The organism is Pontibacter rufus (assembly GCF_015694705.1).
In the GTDB taxonomy this organism is placed as follows: domain Bacteria; phylum Bacteroidota; class Bacteroidia; order Cytophagales; family Hymenobacteraceae; genus Pontibacter; species Pontibacter rufus.
In genome coordinates, this window is sequence record NZ_JADQDR010000002.1 from 54687 (window position 1) to 73529 (window position 18843).

Sequence of the window (18843 nt, forward strand, 5' to 3'; positions counted from 1 at the left end):
TACTTATGGCAAACATTGTATTAGGAGAAAAAGAATATTTTAAAGGTATAGGCCAGATTAAGTACGAAGGCCCCGAATCTGATAACCCGCTGGCGTACCGCTGGTACGACGAGAACAAAGTGGTGGCCGGCAAAACCCTGAAAGACCACCTGCGTTTTGCTGTGGCTTACTGGCACTCTTTCAACGCCAATGGCTCTGACCCTTTCGGTGGCCCTACGCTGAATTTTGCGTGGAACGAGAAATCAGACCCGATTGAAAGCGCCAAAGACAAAATGGATGCTGCTTTCGAGTTCATCACCAAAATGAACATGCCTTACTACTGCTTCCACGACGTGGATGTGGTGGACTATACCAACGACGTAGCCGATAACGAAAGGAGGCTGCAGACCATGGTGGAGTACGCCAAACAGAAACAGCAGGAAAGCGGCGTGAAACTGCTTTGGGGCACTGCCAACGTGTTCTCGCACAGCCGCTACATGAACGGCGCTTCTACCAACCCCGACTTCCATGTGCTGGCGCATGCGGCGGCGCAGGTAAAAGGAGCGCTGGATGCTACTATTGCGCTGGGCGGAGAGAATTATGTGTTTTGGGGTGGCCGCGAGGGCTACATGACGCTACTGAACACAGACATGAAGCGTGAGCAGGAGCACCTGGCCCGCTTCCTGCAGACGGCCAGAGACTATGCCCGCAAGCAGGGCTTTAAAGGCACGTTCTTTATCGAGCCCAAGCCGATGGAGCCTACCAAACACCAGTATGATTATGATGTGGCCACAGTAGCCGGCTTCCTGCGCAAGTATGATTTGCTGGAAGATTTCAAGATAAACATCGAGGTGAACCACGCCACACTAGCCGGCCATACTTTCCAGCACGAGCTGCAGGCAGCGGCCGACGCCGGTTTGCTGGGAAGTATAGATGCCAACCGCGGCGACTACCAGAACGGCTGGGATACCGACCAGTTCCCCAACAACATCAACGAGCTGACAGAGGCCATGCTGGTGTTCCTGGAGGCCGGTGGCGTGCAGGGCGGCGGCATCAACTTCGACGCCAAAATCAGGAGAAACTCCACTGACCCGGCTGACCTGTTCTACGCCCACATAGGCGGCGCCGACACGTTTGCCCGCGCACTGATTACGGCTGATAAAATCCTGCAGAACTCTGATTACAGAAAAATACGCGAGGAGCGTTACGCCACTTTCGACAGCGGCAAAGGGCAGGCCTACGAGCAAGGCAAACTGAGCCTGGAAGACCTGCGCAACTATGCCGCAGAGCAAGGCGAGCCCGAGGTAAGAAGCGGACGCCAGGAATACCTGGAAAATTTAATTAACCGCTATATTTAACAGGTGGGGCGCTGCAAAGCGGCACTTGGGTAAATATTGACCTAATGAAAGTATAAAAAGCGCTGCAAATGTATGTTTGCAGCGCTTTTTATTATCCAAAATATGTATATTTGCAGCATCGATCGGGGTGTAGCGTAGCCTGGTATCGCGCCAGCATGGGGTGCTGGAGGTCGTGGGTTCGAATCCCGCCACTCCGACAAAAGGCCTTCTACAGCATGTAGAAGGCCTTTATTGTCATAATAAATAGCGGCCAACCTTTTTCCCCTTCTCTCCTACTGGTTTTTGACTTCGTCCTGTTCTACTTAATCTTTTAACTATTTTGCTGTTAAACTTAAGCACATACATCTTGCAACTAGTAAGAGTAGCATTCCTGGTAGCTGATAGTTGGCTGTAAACTCAAATCATAGAAAATGAAACTAACAAAACTACTTGGCATAACTACTTTCCTATCATACCTCGTCTCAGTTTGTATACTATTTACTACTAATGCCCATGCTTTACAAGAAGTACAGTATCTGAGTGTGACAGGATATAACATTGAAGGCTTAGCAGGACAAAGCAGAGTGATGATTTTAAATTACTTGTTGCCTGGGCTCTTAATGGCACTATTTGGACTATCACTATCTAAGAAATATAAGGCGCAGACTGCAGGTAAGATAGGAAGCTTCATTTTTGTTGTTTCTGGCATTAGCTGGATGAGCTTTTCCTTTTCCCCGCTTTATCCTAATGGCACAATGAATGGCTTTGACTTTGAATTACTCCACTATATAAAGGTATTTTTTGCTTGGGGTGCAGGAGTGATAGCACTAATTCTTATTAGTTCAGATTCTAAAGAGATAGGAATAAACAAAACTATAAAGTGGACTGGGATTGCTATCGCAGTTCTGATGGTTTTTGAAATGTTATACTATTGGTTTATAAACTACTCAGGGACTATTTCCGCTGTAAGCTGGACAGTTTATTTTATGTGGTTTGCATTGTTTGCAACTCAAAAAAATCTTCAGCCAACAAAGCGCATACTTAACCCTCGCTAAGACTTCGGGCTCCGTATGCACGAGCACGTTTGCAATTATAAAATTGAAAGGAACAGCAACTATACTTAGTCTGTTATTGCTTCTATGCTCCTGTGATTGCGTGCAGGACATTTATGGAATTGTACTTGACGCAGAGACTCTTCAGCCGATTAATAGCGTGTATGTGTATAAACACAGCAATGAAGATGATTTTGGCTATACTGATGCGCAAGGCCATTTTGAAATAAACAGTATAAGCGGCGGCCTCTCTTTCGGATGTCCGCCAATGACTGTAATGTTTAAAAAGAATGGCTATGAAGTGGACTCTGCTGAAATAGAAGTCGGAGCCCACGCTAAAGTTTACCTGAATAAAACAGGTGATTAGAAAAATAATTGCGCAACACAATGTATATGTGACCCCTTACTAACGTTGCCGGCTCCTCATGCAGGCGCCCGTTGTGAGTATTCCTTTGTTTACAAGCAGTATATTAGGTTGTGTGTGGTCTATAATATATGATGGTTTCGGTAATAGGAAATGAATCTCATGCACTGTAAGCCACAACTTAAAAGTTATCAAGGAGCCACTAGCAGATAGAAAAGCTGTACTTTTTCTGTTTCCTACTATGTCCTGCAATAAGATCAGACGTACTTACCCAGAGATGTGTATAAATTGTGTGCACACAAAAAAAGCACTTACAAGTTTTACCTTATAAGCGCTTGATAACAAAGTGATCCCGTTTGGATTCGAACCAAAGACCTACTGCTTAGAAGGCAGTTGCTCTATCCAGCTGAGCTACGAGACCATCATAAAAAAAATTACGAATTATAAATCAGAATTAAGAACAGCTACAATTAAAGCTCCGTAATTCGTAATTCGTAATTCGTAATTTATAAAAAGTCGGGGTGGCAGGATTCGAACCTACGACCTCCACATCCCAAATGTGGCGCGATACCGGGCTACGCTACACCCCGAACTATATTTCCGCTTTCAGAAACAGTGGCCTTTAAGCGCCCTTGCGTTTGATTGCGATGCAAAAGTAAGCGAAGTTTTGAAAGCATCAAATTTATTTTCAAATTTATTTCGCTTGCGGAGAAGGGGGGATTCGAACCCCCGGTACCGTTTCCAGTACGGCAGTTTAGCAAACTGCTGGTTTAAGCCACTCACCCACCTCTCCGGGCTCTTCCTGCTAAAGAGATTGCAAACATACTACATTAGCGCTTACGGCGCAATAGCCCATCTTATTTTTTAGGCTGCTTCAGTTGCTTTTTGTTGCTGTTAAGGGTCTGCCCTGCACTAAGTAGCTGACTTTATTTGGCTTGCCCGCGCGGTATGGTATAAAAATAAATATCCTGCTTTTCCTGTTACTCCTCCCCGCCCGGCTGAGCCTGTATTTTCAGGCGCTCCTGCTTCCTGCTATATCAGTTCACTGCACCGGCGCGTTGTGTCAGCGGAAGTATGGCGGGCTTTTGTATATTTGTCACTGCTCCGGCAGGCAAAAAAAGATCCAACCGCAGCCGCTTTGTAACATGACCTGGTACCAAACCATCACGCTGCTCGAAATCCTGTTCGGCATCCTGTTTTTCGGGTTGTACGTGGGCTACCTGTACCGTGTGTGGCGGGTGGCGCGGTTTTTCAGACAACGGCCGCATGGCGTCTGGGTAAAGTTCCTGCTGCGCCACCTGTACGCAGCCCTGCTCGTTGTGGCGTTGCTGGGCCCATCGTTCGGCGCCATGAAAAAAGAAATCAGGACCATCGGCAAAGATTTATACATCGCCGTAGATCTTTCCAAATCAATGGACGCCACAGATGTGCAACCTTCGCGTCTCGAAAAAGCCAGGCATGAAATTCAGCGCCTCATCAGCCGTTTCAACTCCGACCGCATAGGTCTGATTGTGTTTTCTGACGAAGCCTTTGTCCAGAGTCCTCTCACCTATGACCAGAATGCGCTGCAGCTTTATACCCAGGCGCTGCGGACCAACCTGGTGCCCAACGCCGGCACCAACTATGGTCCGGTGCTGCAACTGGCCCTGAATAAACTGGGACAGCACAGCAAACCGGAAGCCACAGAGCAGAAAGCGCGTGTGCTCGTGCTCATCAGCGATGGCGAGGACTTTGGCGGCGATATAGACCAGCTGGCCAGGCAACTGCGCGAGCAGAATATCCGCGTGTACACCCTCGGCATTGGCACCACCGATGGCAGCCGCATCCCTGTAGGGCGTGGGTATAAAAAAGACGAGGAAGGCAAAACCGTCATCACCAGCCTGAACCCTGCGCCCCTGGTGCAACTGGCAGAACTGACCGGCGGGCAATATTTTGAGGTGAATAACCGCGTGAGCGAGGTGAGTCGGCTCATCAGCGCCATCAATAGCATTGAAGACGAAATGCGCGAAAGCAGGACCATCGACGTAACCGCCAACAAATATATTTACCCGCTGGCGCTCGCCTTGTTTTTTATTTTGCTGGATGTATTACTCACCATTAAGCTTATCCGGATATGAAAGCGGGATTGTTTGCTGTACTGCTGATAAGCTTCCTGAGCGGCGGGCTGCGCACCATTTCCCGCATCAACGAGTATGCGCAGGAAGCAGCGCAGGCATACCATCAGCAGAATTATACCAATGCCATTGCCGCGTACGAGTACCTGCTGCATGATTTGGAAGTGAACGACGACCAGCTTCGCCTGAACCTGGCGCACGCCTATTACGAAGCCGGTTTAATGGAGCAGGCAAAAGAAGCCTACCGGCTGCTGGCCGATCACCCCACCAGTCACCTGCGTGCGGTAGTGCACCTGCAGCTGGGAAATATTGCGGCGCGGCAGCAGAAGTATAAACAGGCGCTTTCGCTCTACAGGCAGGCGCTGATAGCCGATCCGGCCAGCGAAACAGCCCGCTACGATTACGAGTTACTGAAGAAATACCTGGAGCTGCACCCGGAAAAAGCGGAGCAGGCGACAGAGGAAAAGCTGCCCCCAAAAGCACAGGAAGACAGCCTGCAGGCGCCTCCGCCATCTGATGAGCAGCTGGAACCGCAGCCCGGTAAAAAAGAAGATGCGCAGGGAAACGAAACGGCGGAAACAGATAAGCAGGAACCATCTGACAGGTCAACAGATCAGCAGCAACCGGAAGGTGGCGAACCGGAAGATAGTTCCGGCAACGACGCAGGCGACAAGAACCGCGAAGAGGCCGGTGGCACAGCGCCCGGCGACACCAAAGGGCAAAGCCTGGAGGATGCTCCGCTATCCGGCCAAAGCCCGCTCCATGGCAGCTCAGAAAATGCTTCTGGCCAGGATCAGCGGGCTCAAACGCAACGAATCCGCCTCCAGCAAATGAACATGAGTCCTGAAAAAGCAAAACTCCTGCTGGATGCTATGCGCAATGCTGAATTGCAGTATATTCAGCAGCTCCCGAAAAAGTCTGCCCGCAAACCCGATCCCGGCAAGCCTGACTGGTAATTGCTCCACTGTTCTACCGTGTTTAAAAGATTTATCAAAGCAACGCAACCCTTCCTGTCTGTGGCTGATCATCCGGAAAAAGGCGCTTGTTACTAAAGCCTAGTAACCAAAGCAATAACAAGCTATACCTCTACGTGCATCTGCTTGCAGGTGATAACATAAGCAAAAGCGATAAGACGAAAGCCTTAAAACCAATAGCCGGACTGCAGGATTACCTGCCTGCCTGGCTGAATACACTATCTGCTTATACTTCATTTTAAGCACAGGAAACACAGGTTTAAATTCAATTAACTTAAACAAAAGGCTTCCGGTTATAGTAGCATCAATCATAAACAGCAGGCATGCGCTTGCCTAACGAACGTTTGGTTTTCAGCGAAGAAACAGGTAATTTCACATAACGAAATCAATACAAAAAGATGCAGATAAAAGAAGTATACATCATTTCGGCGGTACGCACGCCTATTGGCAGCTTTGGCGGTGCTTTGGCCAGTCTTTCTGCTACGCAGTTAGGTGCAGCCGCCATTAAAGGTGCGCTGGCGAAAGCTGGCGTGGATGGCAAAAACGTGCAGGAAGTTATCATGGGCAATGTGCTGTCTGCCAACTTGGGCCAGGCACCTGCCCGCCAGGCGGCTATTGGCGCGGGACTTGGCTACGAGGTAGAGTGTACCACTGTGAACAAAGTATGCGCCTCCGGTTCCAAAGCCATTATGTTTGCCGCACAGGCCATTATGCTGGGTCATAAAGATGTGATTGTGGCAGGCGGCATGGAAAGTATGAGCAACGTGCCCTATTACCTCGACAAAGCCCGCTGGGGCGCCAAACTTGGCCACGGCCAGATGACGGACGGCCTGCTGAAGGACGGCCTGTGGGATGTGTATAATGATTTCCATATGGGCAATGCAGCAGAAAATACCGCCCGCGAAATGAAAATTACACGCGAGATGCAGGACGACTTCGCTATAAAATCTTACAGAAAAGTGGCCGAAGCCGCTGAAGCCGGCTTGCTGAAAGATGAGATTGTGCCGGTGGAGGTTCCGCAACGCGGCAAAGATCCGATTCTGGTTACAGAAGATGAAGAGTATAAAAAAGTTAATTTCGATAAAATACCGGGCCTGAAGCCTGTATTCGACAAGGCAGGCACGGTAACGGCTGCCAATGCTTCAACCCTGAACGATGGCGCAGCGGCTGTGGTGCTCATGAGCAAAGAAAAGGCGGAAGAGCTGGGCGTTAAACCCATTGCCAGAATCCTGGGCTTTGCCGACGCCGAGCAGGACCCTATCTGGTTCACGACCACGCCATCGCTTGCCATACCCAAAGCGCTCAAAAATGCCGGGGTAAATGCTGCGGATGTAGACTTCTATGAAATAAACGAAGCTTTTTCGGTGGTATCCATTGCCAATAACCAGAAGCTTGGCCTGGAAGGCAGCAACGTGAACGTGTTTGGCGGCGCAGTGTCTCTGGGCCATCCGCTTGGGGCGTCCGGCGCGCGCATTGTGGCCACGTTGTGCAACGTACTGGATAAAAAAGCCGGCAAAATCGGCGTTACCGGCATCTGCAACGGAGGTGGCGGCGCTTCTGCTATCGTGCTCGAGAAAATGTAATTCCGCCTTTCCGGCACATAATTTGACAGAAGCCTTACGTTAAGCCCGTAAGGCTTCTTTTTTATAAGCTAACAAAACCTCGCGGCGTGCGCACCTGAAAGGCATCTTTTTAATGAGGATGCCTTCAATTTATACTTCGTTTGAATCGTTTTAAACGCATACTTGTTCTTCGTCTTTAGAGCGGCACAAGTATAAAATTTATCTTCCGCAGAATCATAAAATACGATTGTCATACATGATGCGTACATTATTCTTTATTTTCCCGGCGTTTTGCCTGCTGCAAACCGCCGCTTTCGCTCAAACAAAAGTTACCACCTTTCACGACGAAGCGCATACCGCTGTAAAGGAAGTATACTTTGTGACACCCGACTCAACTATTGTAGGCTATTACAACCGCTACTACCCTACCGGTCAGCCGGAGGTGCGGGTTAAATTTGTGGAAGGCAAGAAGGATAGTGTTTATACGGAGTTTTACCCGGATGGCCAGCCGAAATTGCAGGTAACGTATGCCATGGATGTAAAGCAGGGCCCATACAAAGCTTACCGTCCGGATGGCAAGCTGCTGCAGGAAGGTAGTTATGTTAACGACCAGCAAAGCAATCTGTTCAGGATATTTTATGAGGATGGTTCCCTGAAAAAAGAAACACAGTTTGTAAACGGCTTTCCGGAAGGGCTTGTGCGTGAATATTACCCTGGCGGCAAGCTGAAATCGGAAGTTACTTACCAGGGCAGCCAGCAGAACGGGCCGGCCAAAACATACTACCCGAACGGCAATATAGAATCGGATGCCACTTACCGCAATGGCATGCTGGAAGGCTCCCATAAAACCTACTTCGACAACGGGCAGCTACAGACGGAAGTTAGCAATGAGGCCGGCCGGAAGAACGGCACATTCAGGAGTTACTACCGCAGCGGCAAACCCAGCACCGAAGGCAGCTTTCTGGCCGGTAAAATGCATGGCGAATCCAAATCATACTACGAAAGCGGGCAGCTGCGCAGCAACATCACCTATAAAAACGGGCAGATAAGTGGCACGGGTAAATACTTTTACGAAGACGGCAAGCTGAAAGAAGAAGTAACAGCCAGCAACAACGGCGAGAATACCAAATCAACTTTATACTATCCGTCTGGCAACCTGCAGGCCGAACAGCAGCTGAAAGACAATAAAAAACACGGCGCCTGGAAAACATACTTTGATGCACCCGGCAAACTGGTGCAGGTTTCGGAAAACTATGATGCAGATAAACTGACGGGCGACAGGTTGGTATACTATGAAAACGGCCAGGTAAAGGAGAAGTATACGTATGAAGACGGTAAAATCGTAGGCATCAGTTACGAATACTATCCTTCCGGTAAAGTAAAATCAGAGACAAACCACAAAGACGGGCTTCGCTTTGGCCCTTACAAACAGTATTTTGAGAACGGCAAGGTAGAAGTACTCGGGCAGTTCCGCAACAACCGCGAAACCGGCACCTGGAAATACCAGGATGAAAATGGTAAGGTGCTGAAAACGCTGGTTTACCGCAACGGCCAGGTAGTGGAAGATAAGGCCAAATAGCGAAGTATAGCTTTCGCAAAAACACCTCCGATTGCAAAGTTGGAGGTGTTTTTTTGCTTAAATTTACAGGTATGTTCTGCCGGCGGTTCTATAAACCCGGCCTATCTTCTATACTTTACCAGGATGAACGAAGGGAAGCAGCCATTAAAACTCGACTATAACAGCTCTTATATCAGCGTAAACCTGCTCGACGAACTCGATTACATCATCGGCGGTTATGGCCAGGCAACACTTGCCTCAGTGTTTTCGCTCAACACCTTTATCGAATCTTTTATACTTAACGGGCAGTTTTACATCTCGGACCTGGAGTTTAAGCATATGCAGCTTACGTCCCGCCCTTTTTTCCCGAACGGACGTCCGGTTTTTGATTTGCTCGCGAATGAGGAGTGCATTTCGGTTATTTCCGGCATTGGCACGCCGGTAGCGAAAAGCGTGTATGTAGAGAAAGTTGACAAGCAGAATCCAGAAGAAGTATACAAAGCAGTAGCAGGGATTCAGGACACGCTGGCCGCAGAAGGCAAGGCTGCTTACCTTATCCTCGCAAAGCCGGACCAAACGCAATACAACATCAGGTACCTGAGCCTGGGCGGTACTGAAGACGGCCTTATAGTAGGTGAGCACAGCAGTTCTCCGGAGGCGATTGTAAAAAGGCTTTACGAAGCTTTGGGCAACACCAACGTGCAGACCACGCTGCCGATGTATACTTACCCTTTCCAAATTAGCGAACTCAACAAGCAGGGTATCAGCAAAGAAATCCTCTGGAAGCTAAGCGATGCCTTCAGTCAGAAACAAAACGAACTCAGTCATTACCTTGGGTTCGATTACCAGCCTATCCCGCCGCTGGTACCTATCCTATTTTCGCAGTGCAATACAATCGCTGATATTCCCGCAAAGCTGCTGCAACTGCGCCACGATTTCCAGGATTTGAGAAGCTCCATCCTCAAGTTTGAAAAGCAAATTAACGAAGCCGAATCGATAAAAGAGCAGTTTGAAGCAATTAAAGAGATAGACGAATTCTGGAAAGTGTTTAACAGCAAGTATAAGGAGAAAAGCAGCAGGCTGCTGTACCGCTTCTGGGATGTGGCCAAAGAATCCGACTACGAAAAAGCAGTTGATGGGGCAATAGACAACGACACTACATCCGACATAATCAAAGACCTGAACATCGGAAAAATTGCCGGAAAAACGCTCTCCAAAGTATACGACTGGTATAAAGAAAAAAGAGTTTTAAACCGGTTCAAAGGCGTCACCAACATCTGGGACTTGTTTCAGGATGCCCCTAACCTGCGGCAGCAAATCGTGGAGGTTGAGCGCATATTTAACATAACAATTGACACTACGGAATTAAATATGCTAAATCAGCAGATAGACAGCATGAAGCAACACCTGTCCAATCCCGACAAGCCCTGAATCGCTTCAAGCTCGCTCTTCAGCAAGAATAAATAACAGTAGGACTTCATTATGTTTAGAGGACTATACTTAAAAGAAGGCAAACTATAACAAAGCAATATTTGCCAGGTGCACATTATGAGCCTCCACTGTTCGAGCGTTCAGCGAGTGGGGGTAGGGGCCCTCGATTTGAAGCTTCTTGATTCTTTTGTCCCGAATGCTTTCGGGAGCCTAGCCGGCGAGGCGAAAAGCTAGCTATAAATCTTATACTTTAAATCCACAGTGAGCCTTTTCTACAGAGCAGAATTATTACCGCCCCCTCTCCTGCATAATTTCTCCAACAACTATATTATACTTTGAAGCAAACCCACTATCTTACTATTAAAAACATACGATGGATAGGAGAAACTTTATACGGAACGGCTCCCTGGCAAGCCTGGCGGTATCTACGCTGAGCATAAGCGCCTGCAACACGGTTGCAAACGAAAAAGAACAGCATGAAACTGCCGCTAAAGACGGGACGATAAAAGATTTTGAATTGGATGAAGCAACAGTTAACGGGCTGCAGGAGAAAATGCAGAGCGGCGAACTGACGTCCAAAGCCATTACGCAACTATACCTCGACCGCATCGAGGCCATTGACAAAAACGGCCCTAAATTAAACGCCGTGATTGAAGTAAACCCGGATGCTTTAAGTATAGCTGAGGCGATGGACAAGGAACGTAAATCAGGCAGAATAAGAGGCCCGCTGCACGGCATACCTGTATTGATTAAGGACAATATTGATACGGCTGATAAAATGCAAACCACCGCCGGCGCACTGGCACTGGAAGGCAACATCGCCTCGAACGATGCTTACATTGTGAAGCAACTGCGCAAAGCAGGTGCTGTATTGCTGGGCAAAACCAACCTGAGCGAATGGGCCAATTTCCGCTCTACCCGCTCCTCATCGGGCTGGAGCAGCCGTGGCGGCCAGACGCGCAACGCCTACGTGCTCGACCGCAGTCCCTGTGGCTCATCTTCTGGCTCGGGGGTGGCCGTATCAGCCAACCTTTGCACTATAGCCGTAGGCACCGAAACCGATGGCTCTATTGTTTGTCCAGCCGCCGTTAGCAGCGTAGTGGGCATCAAACCAACTGTTGGCCTGGTAAGCCGCACCGGCATCATTCCTATCTCCGCCACGCAGGACACCGCCGGTCCGCTGGCCCGCACCGTAACTGATGCTACCATACTTCTGGGCGTGCTCGCCGGTGCAGACGCGAAAGATGCTGTGACCAAAGAAAGTACCGGAAAGTCCTATACCGATTACACGCAGTTTCTGGATGCCAACAGTTTGCAGGGCAAGCGCATCGGCATAGAAAAGACGTTCATGAAAGGCCACGAAGGTGTAGATGTGCTGTTGCAAAAAGCCCTAGATACGCTTCGCAGCAAAGGCGCTACCATTGTGGAAGTAGAGGTGGTAGACAAAATAAACAAGCTCGGCAGCGATGAGTTCAAGGTGTTGCAGTATGAGTTTAAAGATGGCGTAGATAAGTACCTGGCCGGGGCCAATGCCAAAGTAAAATCACTCGACGATGTGATTGCCTTCAACAAAGCCCACGAGAAGGAAGCGATGCCATATTTTAAGCAGGAAACACTGGAAAGCTCAGCAGCCCTGGAAGGTTTAGATAGCAAAGATTATCAGGAGGCACAGCAAAAAAACCTGACTACTTCCCGCAAAATTATAGATGAGGTCATGGCAGAAAATAAACTTGATGCTATTTCCGGTCCGACCTATGGCCCCTCCTGGTGCATCGATGTAGTAAACGGCGATTCCTTTTCGGGCTATGGCTTGTCCACACCTGCAGCCATTGCCGGTTATCCGCACATAACAGTACCCCTGGGCGCAGTACAGGGGCTCCCGATTGGAATCTCTTTTTTTGGCGGCGCTTATACAGAACCCAAACTCATCGGCATTTCCTATGCCTATGAGCAGGCAACACACAACAGGATCACACCCGAGTTCAAGAAGTCTACCAATCCGGCCTAAGTATACATAGTATGATTCACAGAACTCCCCTGCCCCTCCGAGCAGGGGAGTTCTATTTTTTAGCCCTTCTCTGTCCCTGCCCCATCTCCTCCTCTTATCCTGATATTCTACCTCCAAAACAGTAGAGGAGTCATGCTGCACATCCTAAAACTTTCATTCCATAGAGACAGCCTCACTCCCTTCCTCAAGAATTTTTGCAGAATGACAGAACGGATAACCAATCCTGAGATTGGTACTTCTACTTCTGCTAAAGCACAGGCCGCAACCATCGTACCGACTGAAAAAACAGAAGCTTTCGAAAGAACATTAGCTACTGGAATGAATCCCAGTCCCTTGATTGGGCGCCTTGGTGTGTTCCGGTGCCGCGCATGCGGCAGCGCTCCAGCGCAGGTTCACGCCGCCGCGCCCAATCAAGGGACGAGCCCCCGCGGGCTTGAGCGCACCAAAGCCAAAGATGAAACAAGAAGCTAATAAAGCCGTGGATGAACAGCAGCTACAAAGCATAGCAAAGGAATAACTTCAAAACCATAAGATTCAAGCGATTTACAATCCATCCAACTACCTCACCAACCTGCTATACTATAAAACTTCCAGTAAACCCACCTTCTACATTAAGAATTATTTTCTAATAATTTTATCTGCTTAAAACACGCAACAGCTGAATTACTTATGCATTTATCGATGAAACCTGCGGCCGGGGTTGATTTTTAATTCCTAAATCTTCAAATTACCTTCGCAACCTAAACACGCATACCATGATGCAAAACGGACTGAACGAAGGCCTCCGGAATAACTGGAGCCTGGAAGAGATAAAGGAGCTTTACAACAAACCTGTGCTGGAGCTGATTGTAGAAGCAGCCAATGTGCACAAGCAGTACCAGGCCACCGGCGAAGTACAGGTTTGTACCTTGTTATCCGTAAAAACCGGCGGCTGCCCCGAGGACTGTGCTTACTGTCCGCAGGCAGCGCGCTACAACACCGGCGTGGATGTACACAAGCTGATGAGCCAGGAGCAGGTTTTGGCCTCCGCGCAGCGCGCGAAAGAAGGAGGCTCTACCCGCTTCTGCATGGGCGCTGCCTGGCGCGAAGTGCGCGACAACCGCGACTTCGACAAGGTGCTGAACATGGTGAAAGGCGTAAATGATTTGGGCCTGGAAGTATGCTGCACGCTGGGCATGGTAAACGAATACCAGGCAGAGCGCCTGAAAGAGGCCGGCCTGTATGCCTACAACCACAACCTGGATACCTCCGAAGATAACTATGCCAGCATCATCACCACGCGTACCTACGATGATCGCCTGAATACGATTGACAACGTGCGCAAAGCAGGAATTTCGGTGTGCTCCGGCGGCATTATCGGCTTGGGCGAAACGGAAGAGGATCGCATCGGCATGCTGTATACCTTGTCTACGATGGAGCAGCATCCGGAATCGGTGCCGGTCAATGCGCTGGTGCCGGTAAAAGGCACGCCGCTGGAAAATCAGCCGCGTGTGTCGGTGTGGGAGATGGTGCGCATGATTGCCACAGCCCGCATCCTGATGCCAAAATCAATGGTGCGCTTATCGGCTGGCCGTGAAGCCATGGACGTGACCGAGCAGGCCCTTTGTTTCCTGGCCGGTGCAAACTCCATCTTTACCGGAGAAAAGCTCCTTACTACGCCAAATCCTGATTTCGACCAGGACCGGGCGATGTTCCAGTTGCTGGGCCTCAAACCCCGCAAATCATTTAAAGAAGAAACACAAGCTGTTTGTTAGATTTTAGACGCTAGATATTAGACGTTAGACTTTACTAAAATGAAATCTCTTTCTTTTCAGTCTAAAATCTAACATCTAATGTCTAGTATCTTAGAAGAAAACCTACAGCAAAAGCTCACAGAGCGGGCGGCAAAAGGGAATTTGCGCCAGCTTAAGGTTACCTCCGGGCTGGTGGATTTCTGTTCGAACGATTACCTCGGGCTGGCACGAAGCGAAAAACTGCGGGCGCTCATCCGGGAGGAAGAAGAGAAGTATAAACATTTGCCGCTGGGCGCAACCGGCTCCCGGCTTTTATCCGGCAACCATCCGCTGTTCGAGGAACTGGAAACCATAATTGCCACGTACCATCACGGCGAAGCAGCGCTGCTGTTCAATTCCGGGTACACGGCCAATGTTGGGCTCTTGTCGGCACTGCCGCAGCGGAGCGATACTGTTTTTTACGACGAGGCCAGCCACGCCTCCATGAAAGACGGCCTGCGCCTGAGCTTTGCTAAAAGTTATAGTTTCCGGCACAACGATGTGGCCGACCTGCGTCAAAAGCTAAAACTGGCTGCCGGACAAGTATACGTGGTGGTGGAAGCTGTATACTCAATGGATGGCGACCAGGCACCTTTGCAGGAACTGGCACAACTCTGCCGGGAACAGAACGCCGCGCTGATAGTAGATGAAGCCCATGCGGTTGGTTTGTATGGCGAAAAAGGAGAAGGCTTAACCGTGGCGCTCGGGCTGGAAAAAGAGGTGTTTGCGCAGGTGATTACGTACGGCAAAGCGATGGGCAACCACGGTGCTGCTGTGGTGGGCGCTAAAGTGCTGCGCGAGTTTTTGATTAACTACAGCCGCGCTTTTATTTATACAACCGGCTTGCCAACACACGCCCTGGTGGCGCTGAAATGTGCTTATACTTTGTTGCCGGATATGACGCAGGAACGCAGGCAGGTAAAAAGGCTGGCACAGCAATTATACGGGCAGCTAAACCAACTGCCGGGTATCCGCTGCGCGCCGCAGGAGAGCGTTATACTTTCTGTATTTGTGGAGGAAGGCGGAACAGCGAAGTTAAAGACCTTGGCTTCGTTTTTACAGCAGCAGGGATTTGACGTGCGCCCGGTGCTGAGTCCTACGGTGCCTACAGGTCAGGAGCGGCTGCGGGTGATAGTACATGCTTTTAATACATCAGAACAAATTGACGGTCTCGTGAAGGCCATAGCCAAAGGAACATGAAAAGCTATTTTGTAACAGGTATCGGAACAGATGTGGGCAAAACCGTTGCCGCTGCCATACTCACGGAGGCGCTTCAGGCCGATTACTGGAAACCTGTGCAGGCAGGCGGGCTTGATTTTACAGACACTGACATGGTGCAAAGCCTGGTGTCTAATCCGGTTTCTGTGTTTCACCCGGAAGCTTACCGGCTTAAGATGCCTGCCTCACCTCATCGCGCCGCTGCTGCTGAAGGCATCGAGATTAAGATACATGGCATGCAACTGCCACAAACCGACAACAATCTGATTGTGGAAGGTGCCGGCGGCCTGATGGTGCCGCTCAACAAGCGCTACCTTATGCTGGATCTGGTGCAGCAACTGGGCCTGGAAGTTATCCTGATTTCCCGTAACTACCTCGGAAGTATAAACCATACTTTGCTCACCGCCGAAGTCCTGCGCCACCGCAAGATACCTGTAGCCGGCATTATTTTTAATGGCGAGGAAAACACGTCCTCCGAAGATTTCATTATCAAGTATACAGGCCTGCGTCGCCTCCCCTCCATCCGCCAGGAAGCTGACTTTTGCAAAGAAACCGTAGCCGAATATGCCAGGCAGTTCGAAGACTGTTTTGCGGATGTTAAATGCTAGACATTAGATGTAAGACTTTATATATCAGGTTATATTGAAGAGAGGTTTACTTTAATCAGTTTTGTTATTTTTGGGATGAAGTGTCTGATGTAACTATCAACGTAGAACATTGATATTTTTGTCTAAAGTCTAACATCTATCATAAATGAACTTAGCGCAACGCGACCAGGCTACCATCTGGCACCCTTACACGCAGATGAAAACCGCTGCGGCACCCATACCTATTGTTCGGGGCGAAGGTGCTTTGCTGGTAGCGGAGGATGGCAAAACGTATGTGGATGCGGTAGCTTCGTGGTGGGTAAACCTGCACGGCCACGCACACCCCTACATTGCGCAAAAAGTAACTGAGCAGCTGCAAACACTGGAACACGTCATTTTTGCAGGCTTCACGCACCCAGCGGCTGTTACGTTTGCCGAGCGCCTGCTGCAGATTCTGCCGGAGGGCCAAAGCCGTATCTTTTATTCTGATAACGGTTCTACAGCCGTGGAAGTGGCGCTCAAAATGGCCATCCAGTACTGGAACAACCTGGGCACTCCCCGTAAAAAAATCATTGCTTTCCGCGACAGCTACCATGGCGATACCTTTGGGGCGATGGCCGTGAGCGCGCGCAGTGCTTTTACCGCGCCGTTCTGGTCATACCTGTTCGAAGTAGCTTTTATAGATGTGCCGGTGCCTGGCCGGGAAGAAGAAAGTATAAGCCAGTTACGAACCTTAGCGGAAGCCGGCGATATAGCGGCTTTTATTTACGAACCGCTGGTGCTGGGCACGGCCGGCATGGTGATGTATACACCCGAAGTACTGGACCGCCTGCTGGAAATCTGCCAGAAGCACGACATCCTGACTATTGCCGACGAGGTGATGACGGGCTTTGGCCGTACCGGGCGCACCTTTGCCTCGGATTACATGCAGGGCCAGCCCGACATCGTTTGCCTCTCAAAGGGGCTGACAGGTGGTACGATGGCTTTGGGTGCTACCTCCTCCTCCGAAAAAGTATACAACGCCTTCCTGCACGACGATAAAAGCAAAACGCTCTTCCACGGCCACAGTTATACCGCCAATCCCGTTGCTTGTGCTGCCGGACTGGCCAGCCTGGATTTGCTGTTGCAGTCGCAAACGCAGGAAGGTATAAACCGCATTGCTACGCGCCACGCTACCTTTGCTGCAAGTATAAAAGAGCTGCCGGGCGTGCAGGAAGTGCGCCAACAGGGGACTATACTGGCCATAGAGTTTGAAGACGGCGGCACCTCCTACTTCAGCGACCTGCGGGATACTTTGTATAGCTTTGGACTAGACAACGGCGTACTGCTTCGTCCGCTTGGCAATATCATTTATATCATTCCGCCTTACTGCATCACCGATGCGCAGCTTAACCTGGTATACCAGGCCATACTTGGTATGCAGCAACTGGTTACCGGCCAGCGCCATTATCCGCGCCCTGATTTAACGATGCTGCACGATTAAGTTATCCGAACCTTTGATTGAAGCTGATTTGTATGAGCAGTAATTATACTCCTCATATAATCATCACAAAAATGAGATAAATCAAAAGGTTCAGACAAATCGCTTACCTTTACCAGCGCATTGGAAACAGAAAAAAAATATATTGTCATTAAAGGCAGCGGGGCCATTTCTCCGCTTGGGCACGATGCGGCCTCCACAGCGGCCGCTTATACTTCCGGCAAACCGGCATTCAGCTTTATACCTCACGATGGCACGTTAACACCTGTTGCTGCTTTACCCATTGCGGCAGAGCAAAAGTTGCAGGAACTCATCCAAAGTAATCCCTATTACAAGCAGCTCGACCGCTCGGTGCAGCTGGCCATTTATGCTGCCTGCCAGGCTGCCACGGAAGCAGGCTGGCTTCAGGAAGATGCCCCGGCTTCGGATGATTTGGCCGTTAATATCGGTTCTTCGCGCGGGGCCACAGGCTTATTTGAGCATCATTTTGGCCAGTACCGGCAAGGTACAGATGGCAGCCTTTCGTCGGCGGCCTCTCCTACCACCACGCTCGGCAACCTGTCGAGTTGGGTAGCGCATGCCGTGAATGCCGGGGGCGCGCAAATCAGCCACTCCATTACCTGCAGCACCGCGCTGATGGCAGTAGCCAATGGTGTGGCATGGCTCAGGGCAGGTATGGCCGGGCGGTTTCTGGCGGGTGGTACTGAAGCGCCGCTTACGCCCTTCACCATCGCCCAAATGAAAGCAGTAGGCATTTATTCCAAACTCGCAAACCAGCCTTATCCTTGTCAGCCCTACGCAGCAGTCCGGCAGAATACGTTTACCCTGGGTGAAGGCGCAGCTGTGTTTGCCTTGGAACAGGTAGCGCAATCGGCTTTAAAAACAGGCAATTTTATAGTAGAGGCTGTCGGACTGGGCTTCGAGAAGATTGTGAGTAAAACCGGTATTTCTGCCGAGGGTATCAACTTCCAGAAGTCTATGCGGCACGCACTCTCGCAGTTGCCAGAACAACATCGCACGATTGACCTTATCATCACCCATACCCCCGGCACCCGCGCCGGCGACAGTGCCGAACTGGCTGCCATCGAGGCTGTTTTCGGAACGGATGCCCCTGCCATCACCACCAACAAGTGGCTTATCGGCCATACCCTGGGAGCTTCCGGCGCACTGAGTTTGCAGTACGCACTGCACATACTCCGGGCACAACAGTATGCACCTGTGCCGTACCCGAACATATTACCGGCAAAAGCGCAAAAGCACATCTCCCGCATACTTATAAACGCTGCCGGCTTTGGGGGCAATGCAGCCAGCCTGGTTGTTACCAGAGTATAAGCAGGTATCTGATTCTCGTGCCTGGTAAACCTGCATTCAGCGCTTTATCTTCGAACTTATACCTCTTCAAATTTC

15 protein-coding genes and 4 tRNA genes are annotated in these 18843 nt (G+C 49.9%); 16 read left to right on the plus strand and 3 right to left on the minus strand.

The genetic code is table 11. From position 1 onward, the window contains the following. Window positions 1–5: 5 nt before the first annotated feature. The 4 genes from xylA (at window position 6) to I2I11_RS04700 (ending at window position 2735) form a co-directional block, all read left to right on the plus strand. Window positions 6–1337, plus strand: a complete 1332-nt coding sequence (gene xylA, locus I2I11_RS04685) for a xylose isomerase (RefSeq protein ID WP_196266526.1) — start codon at window positions 6–8, stop codon at window positions 1335–1337. A gap of 123 nt (window positions 1338–1460) precedes the next feature. Beyond that, window positions 1461–1534, plus strand: a tRNA-Pro gene (locus I2I11_RS04690). 213 nt (window positions 1535–1747) lie between these two features. Then, window positions 1748–2371, plus strand: a complete 624-nt coding sequence (locus I2I11_RS04695; RefSeq protein ID WP_196266527.1) for a hypothetical protein — start codon at window positions 1748–1750, stop codon at window positions 2369–2371. A gap of 43 nt (window positions 2372–2414) precedes the next feature. Continuing rightward, window positions 2415–2735, plus strand: a complete 321-nt coding sequence (locus tag I2I11_RS04700) for a peptidase associated/transthyretin-like domain-containing protein (RefSeq protein ID WP_196266528.1) — start codon at window positions 2415–2417, stop codon at window positions 2733–2735. Between the two features lie 344 nt (window positions 2736–3079). On the opposite strand, the gene I2I11_RS04705 is transcribed toward I2I11_RS04700, so the two are convergent. The 3 genes from I2I11_RS04705 to I2I11_RS04715 all read right to left on the minus strand — a co-directional run bounded on the left by I2I11_RS04705 (window position 3080) and on the right by I2I11_RS04715 (window position 3525). After that, window positions 3080–3153, minus strand: a tRNA-Arg gene (locus I2I11_RS04705). Window positions 3154–3248: 95 nt separating this feature from the next. Continuing rightward, window positions 3249–3322: transfer RNA gene (locus I2I11_RS04710), tRNA-Pro, on the minus strand. A gap of 116 nt (window positions 3323–3438) precedes the next feature. After that, window positions 3439–3525: transfer RNA gene (locus I2I11_RS04715), tRNA-Ser, on the minus strand. Window positions 3526–3877: 352 nt separating this feature from the next. Between I2I11_RS04715 and I2I11_RS04720 the strand changes: the two genes are divergently transcribed. The 12 genes from I2I11_RS04720 (at window position 3878) to I2I11_RS04775 (ending at window position 18768) form a co-directional block, all read left to right on the plus strand. Next, window positions 3878–4849 carry a VWA domain-containing protein gene (locus I2I11_RS04720; RefSeq protein WP_196266529.1) on the plus strand — a complete coding sequence of 324 codons (972 nt, stop codon included), beginning with the start codon at window positions 3878–3880 and terminating at the stop codon, window positions 4847–4849. Next, window positions 4846–5802, plus strand: a complete 957-nt coding sequence (locus I2I11_RS04725) for an ICP22 family protein (RefSeq protein WP_196266530.1) — start codon at window positions 4846–4848, stop codon at window positions 5800–5802. The genes I2I11_RS04720 and I2I11_RS04725 overlap by 4 nt, the downstream gene beginning before the upstream one ends. A gap of 416 nt (window positions 5803–6218) precedes the next feature. Beyond that, window positions 6219–7403 carry an acetyl-CoA C-acyltransferase gene (locus tag I2I11_RS04730; protein WP_230679897.1) on the plus strand — a complete coding sequence of 395 codons (1185 nt, stop codon included), beginning with the start codon at window positions 6219–6221 and terminating at the stop codon, window positions 7401–7403. Window positions 7404–7638: 235 nt separating this feature from the next. Beyond that, window positions 7639–8961, plus strand: coding sequence for a toxin-antitoxin system YwqK family antitoxin (locus I2I11_RS04735; RefSeq protein WP_230679898.1), 1323 nt, complete (start codon window positions 7639–7641; stop codon window positions 8959–8961). A gap of 123 nt (window positions 8962–9084) precedes the next feature. Continuing rightward, entirely contained in the window at window positions 9085–10371 is a 1287-nt protein-coding gene (locus I2I11_RS04740) for a hypothetical protein (RefSeq protein WP_196266531.1), read from the plus strand. Between the two features lie 373 nt (window positions 10372–10744). Then, window positions 10745–12379: an amidase gene (locus I2I11_RS04745; protein WP_196266532.1), complete on the plus strand. Its 1635-nt coding sequence runs from the start codon at window positions 10745–10747 to the stop codon at window positions 12377–12379. Between the two features lie 132 nt (window positions 12380–12511). Beyond that, entirely contained in the window at window positions 12512–12850 is a 339-nt protein-coding gene (locus I2I11_RS04750; protein ID WP_196266533.1) for a hypothetical protein, read from the plus strand. A gap of 284 nt (window positions 12851–13134) precedes the next feature. Further along, window positions 13135–14133, plus strand: a complete 999-nt coding sequence (gene bioB, locus I2I11_RS04755) for a biotin synthase BioB (RefSeq protein WP_196266534.1) — start codon at window positions 13135–13137, stop codon at window positions 14131–14133. A 78-nt stretch (window positions 14134–14211) separates the two neighbouring features. Then, the gene (locus tag I2I11_RS04760) at window positions 14212–15351 is read left to right on the plus strand and encodes an aminotransferase class I/II-fold pyridoxal phosphate-dependent enzyme (protein WP_196266535.1); all 1140 of its coding nucleotides are present in this window, start codon (window positions 14212–14214) and stop codon (window positions 15349–15351) included. Next, a complete protein-coding gene (bioD, locus tag I2I11_RS04765; protein WP_196266536.1) occupies window positions 15348–15977 on the plus strand; it encodes a dethiobiotin synthase in 630 nt (209 codons plus the stop codon). The genes I2I11_RS04760 and bioD overlap by 4 nt, the downstream gene beginning before the upstream one ends. A gap of 145 nt (window positions 15978–16122) precedes the next feature. Next, window positions 16123–17439 carry an adenosylmethionine--8-amino-7-oxononanoate transaminase gene (gene bioA, locus I2I11_RS04770; protein WP_196266537.1) on the plus strand — a complete coding sequence of 439 codons (1317 nt, stop codon included), beginning with the start codon at window positions 16123–16125 and terminating at the stop codon, window positions 17437–17439. Window positions 17440–17559: 120 nt separating this feature from the next. After that, window positions 17560–18768, plus strand: coding sequence for a beta-ketoacyl synthase N-terminal-like domain-containing protein (locus tag I2I11_RS04775; RefSeq protein ID WP_196266538.1), 1209 nt, complete (start codon window positions 17560–17562; stop codon window positions 18766–18768). Window positions 18769–18843: the final 75 nt, after the last annotated feature.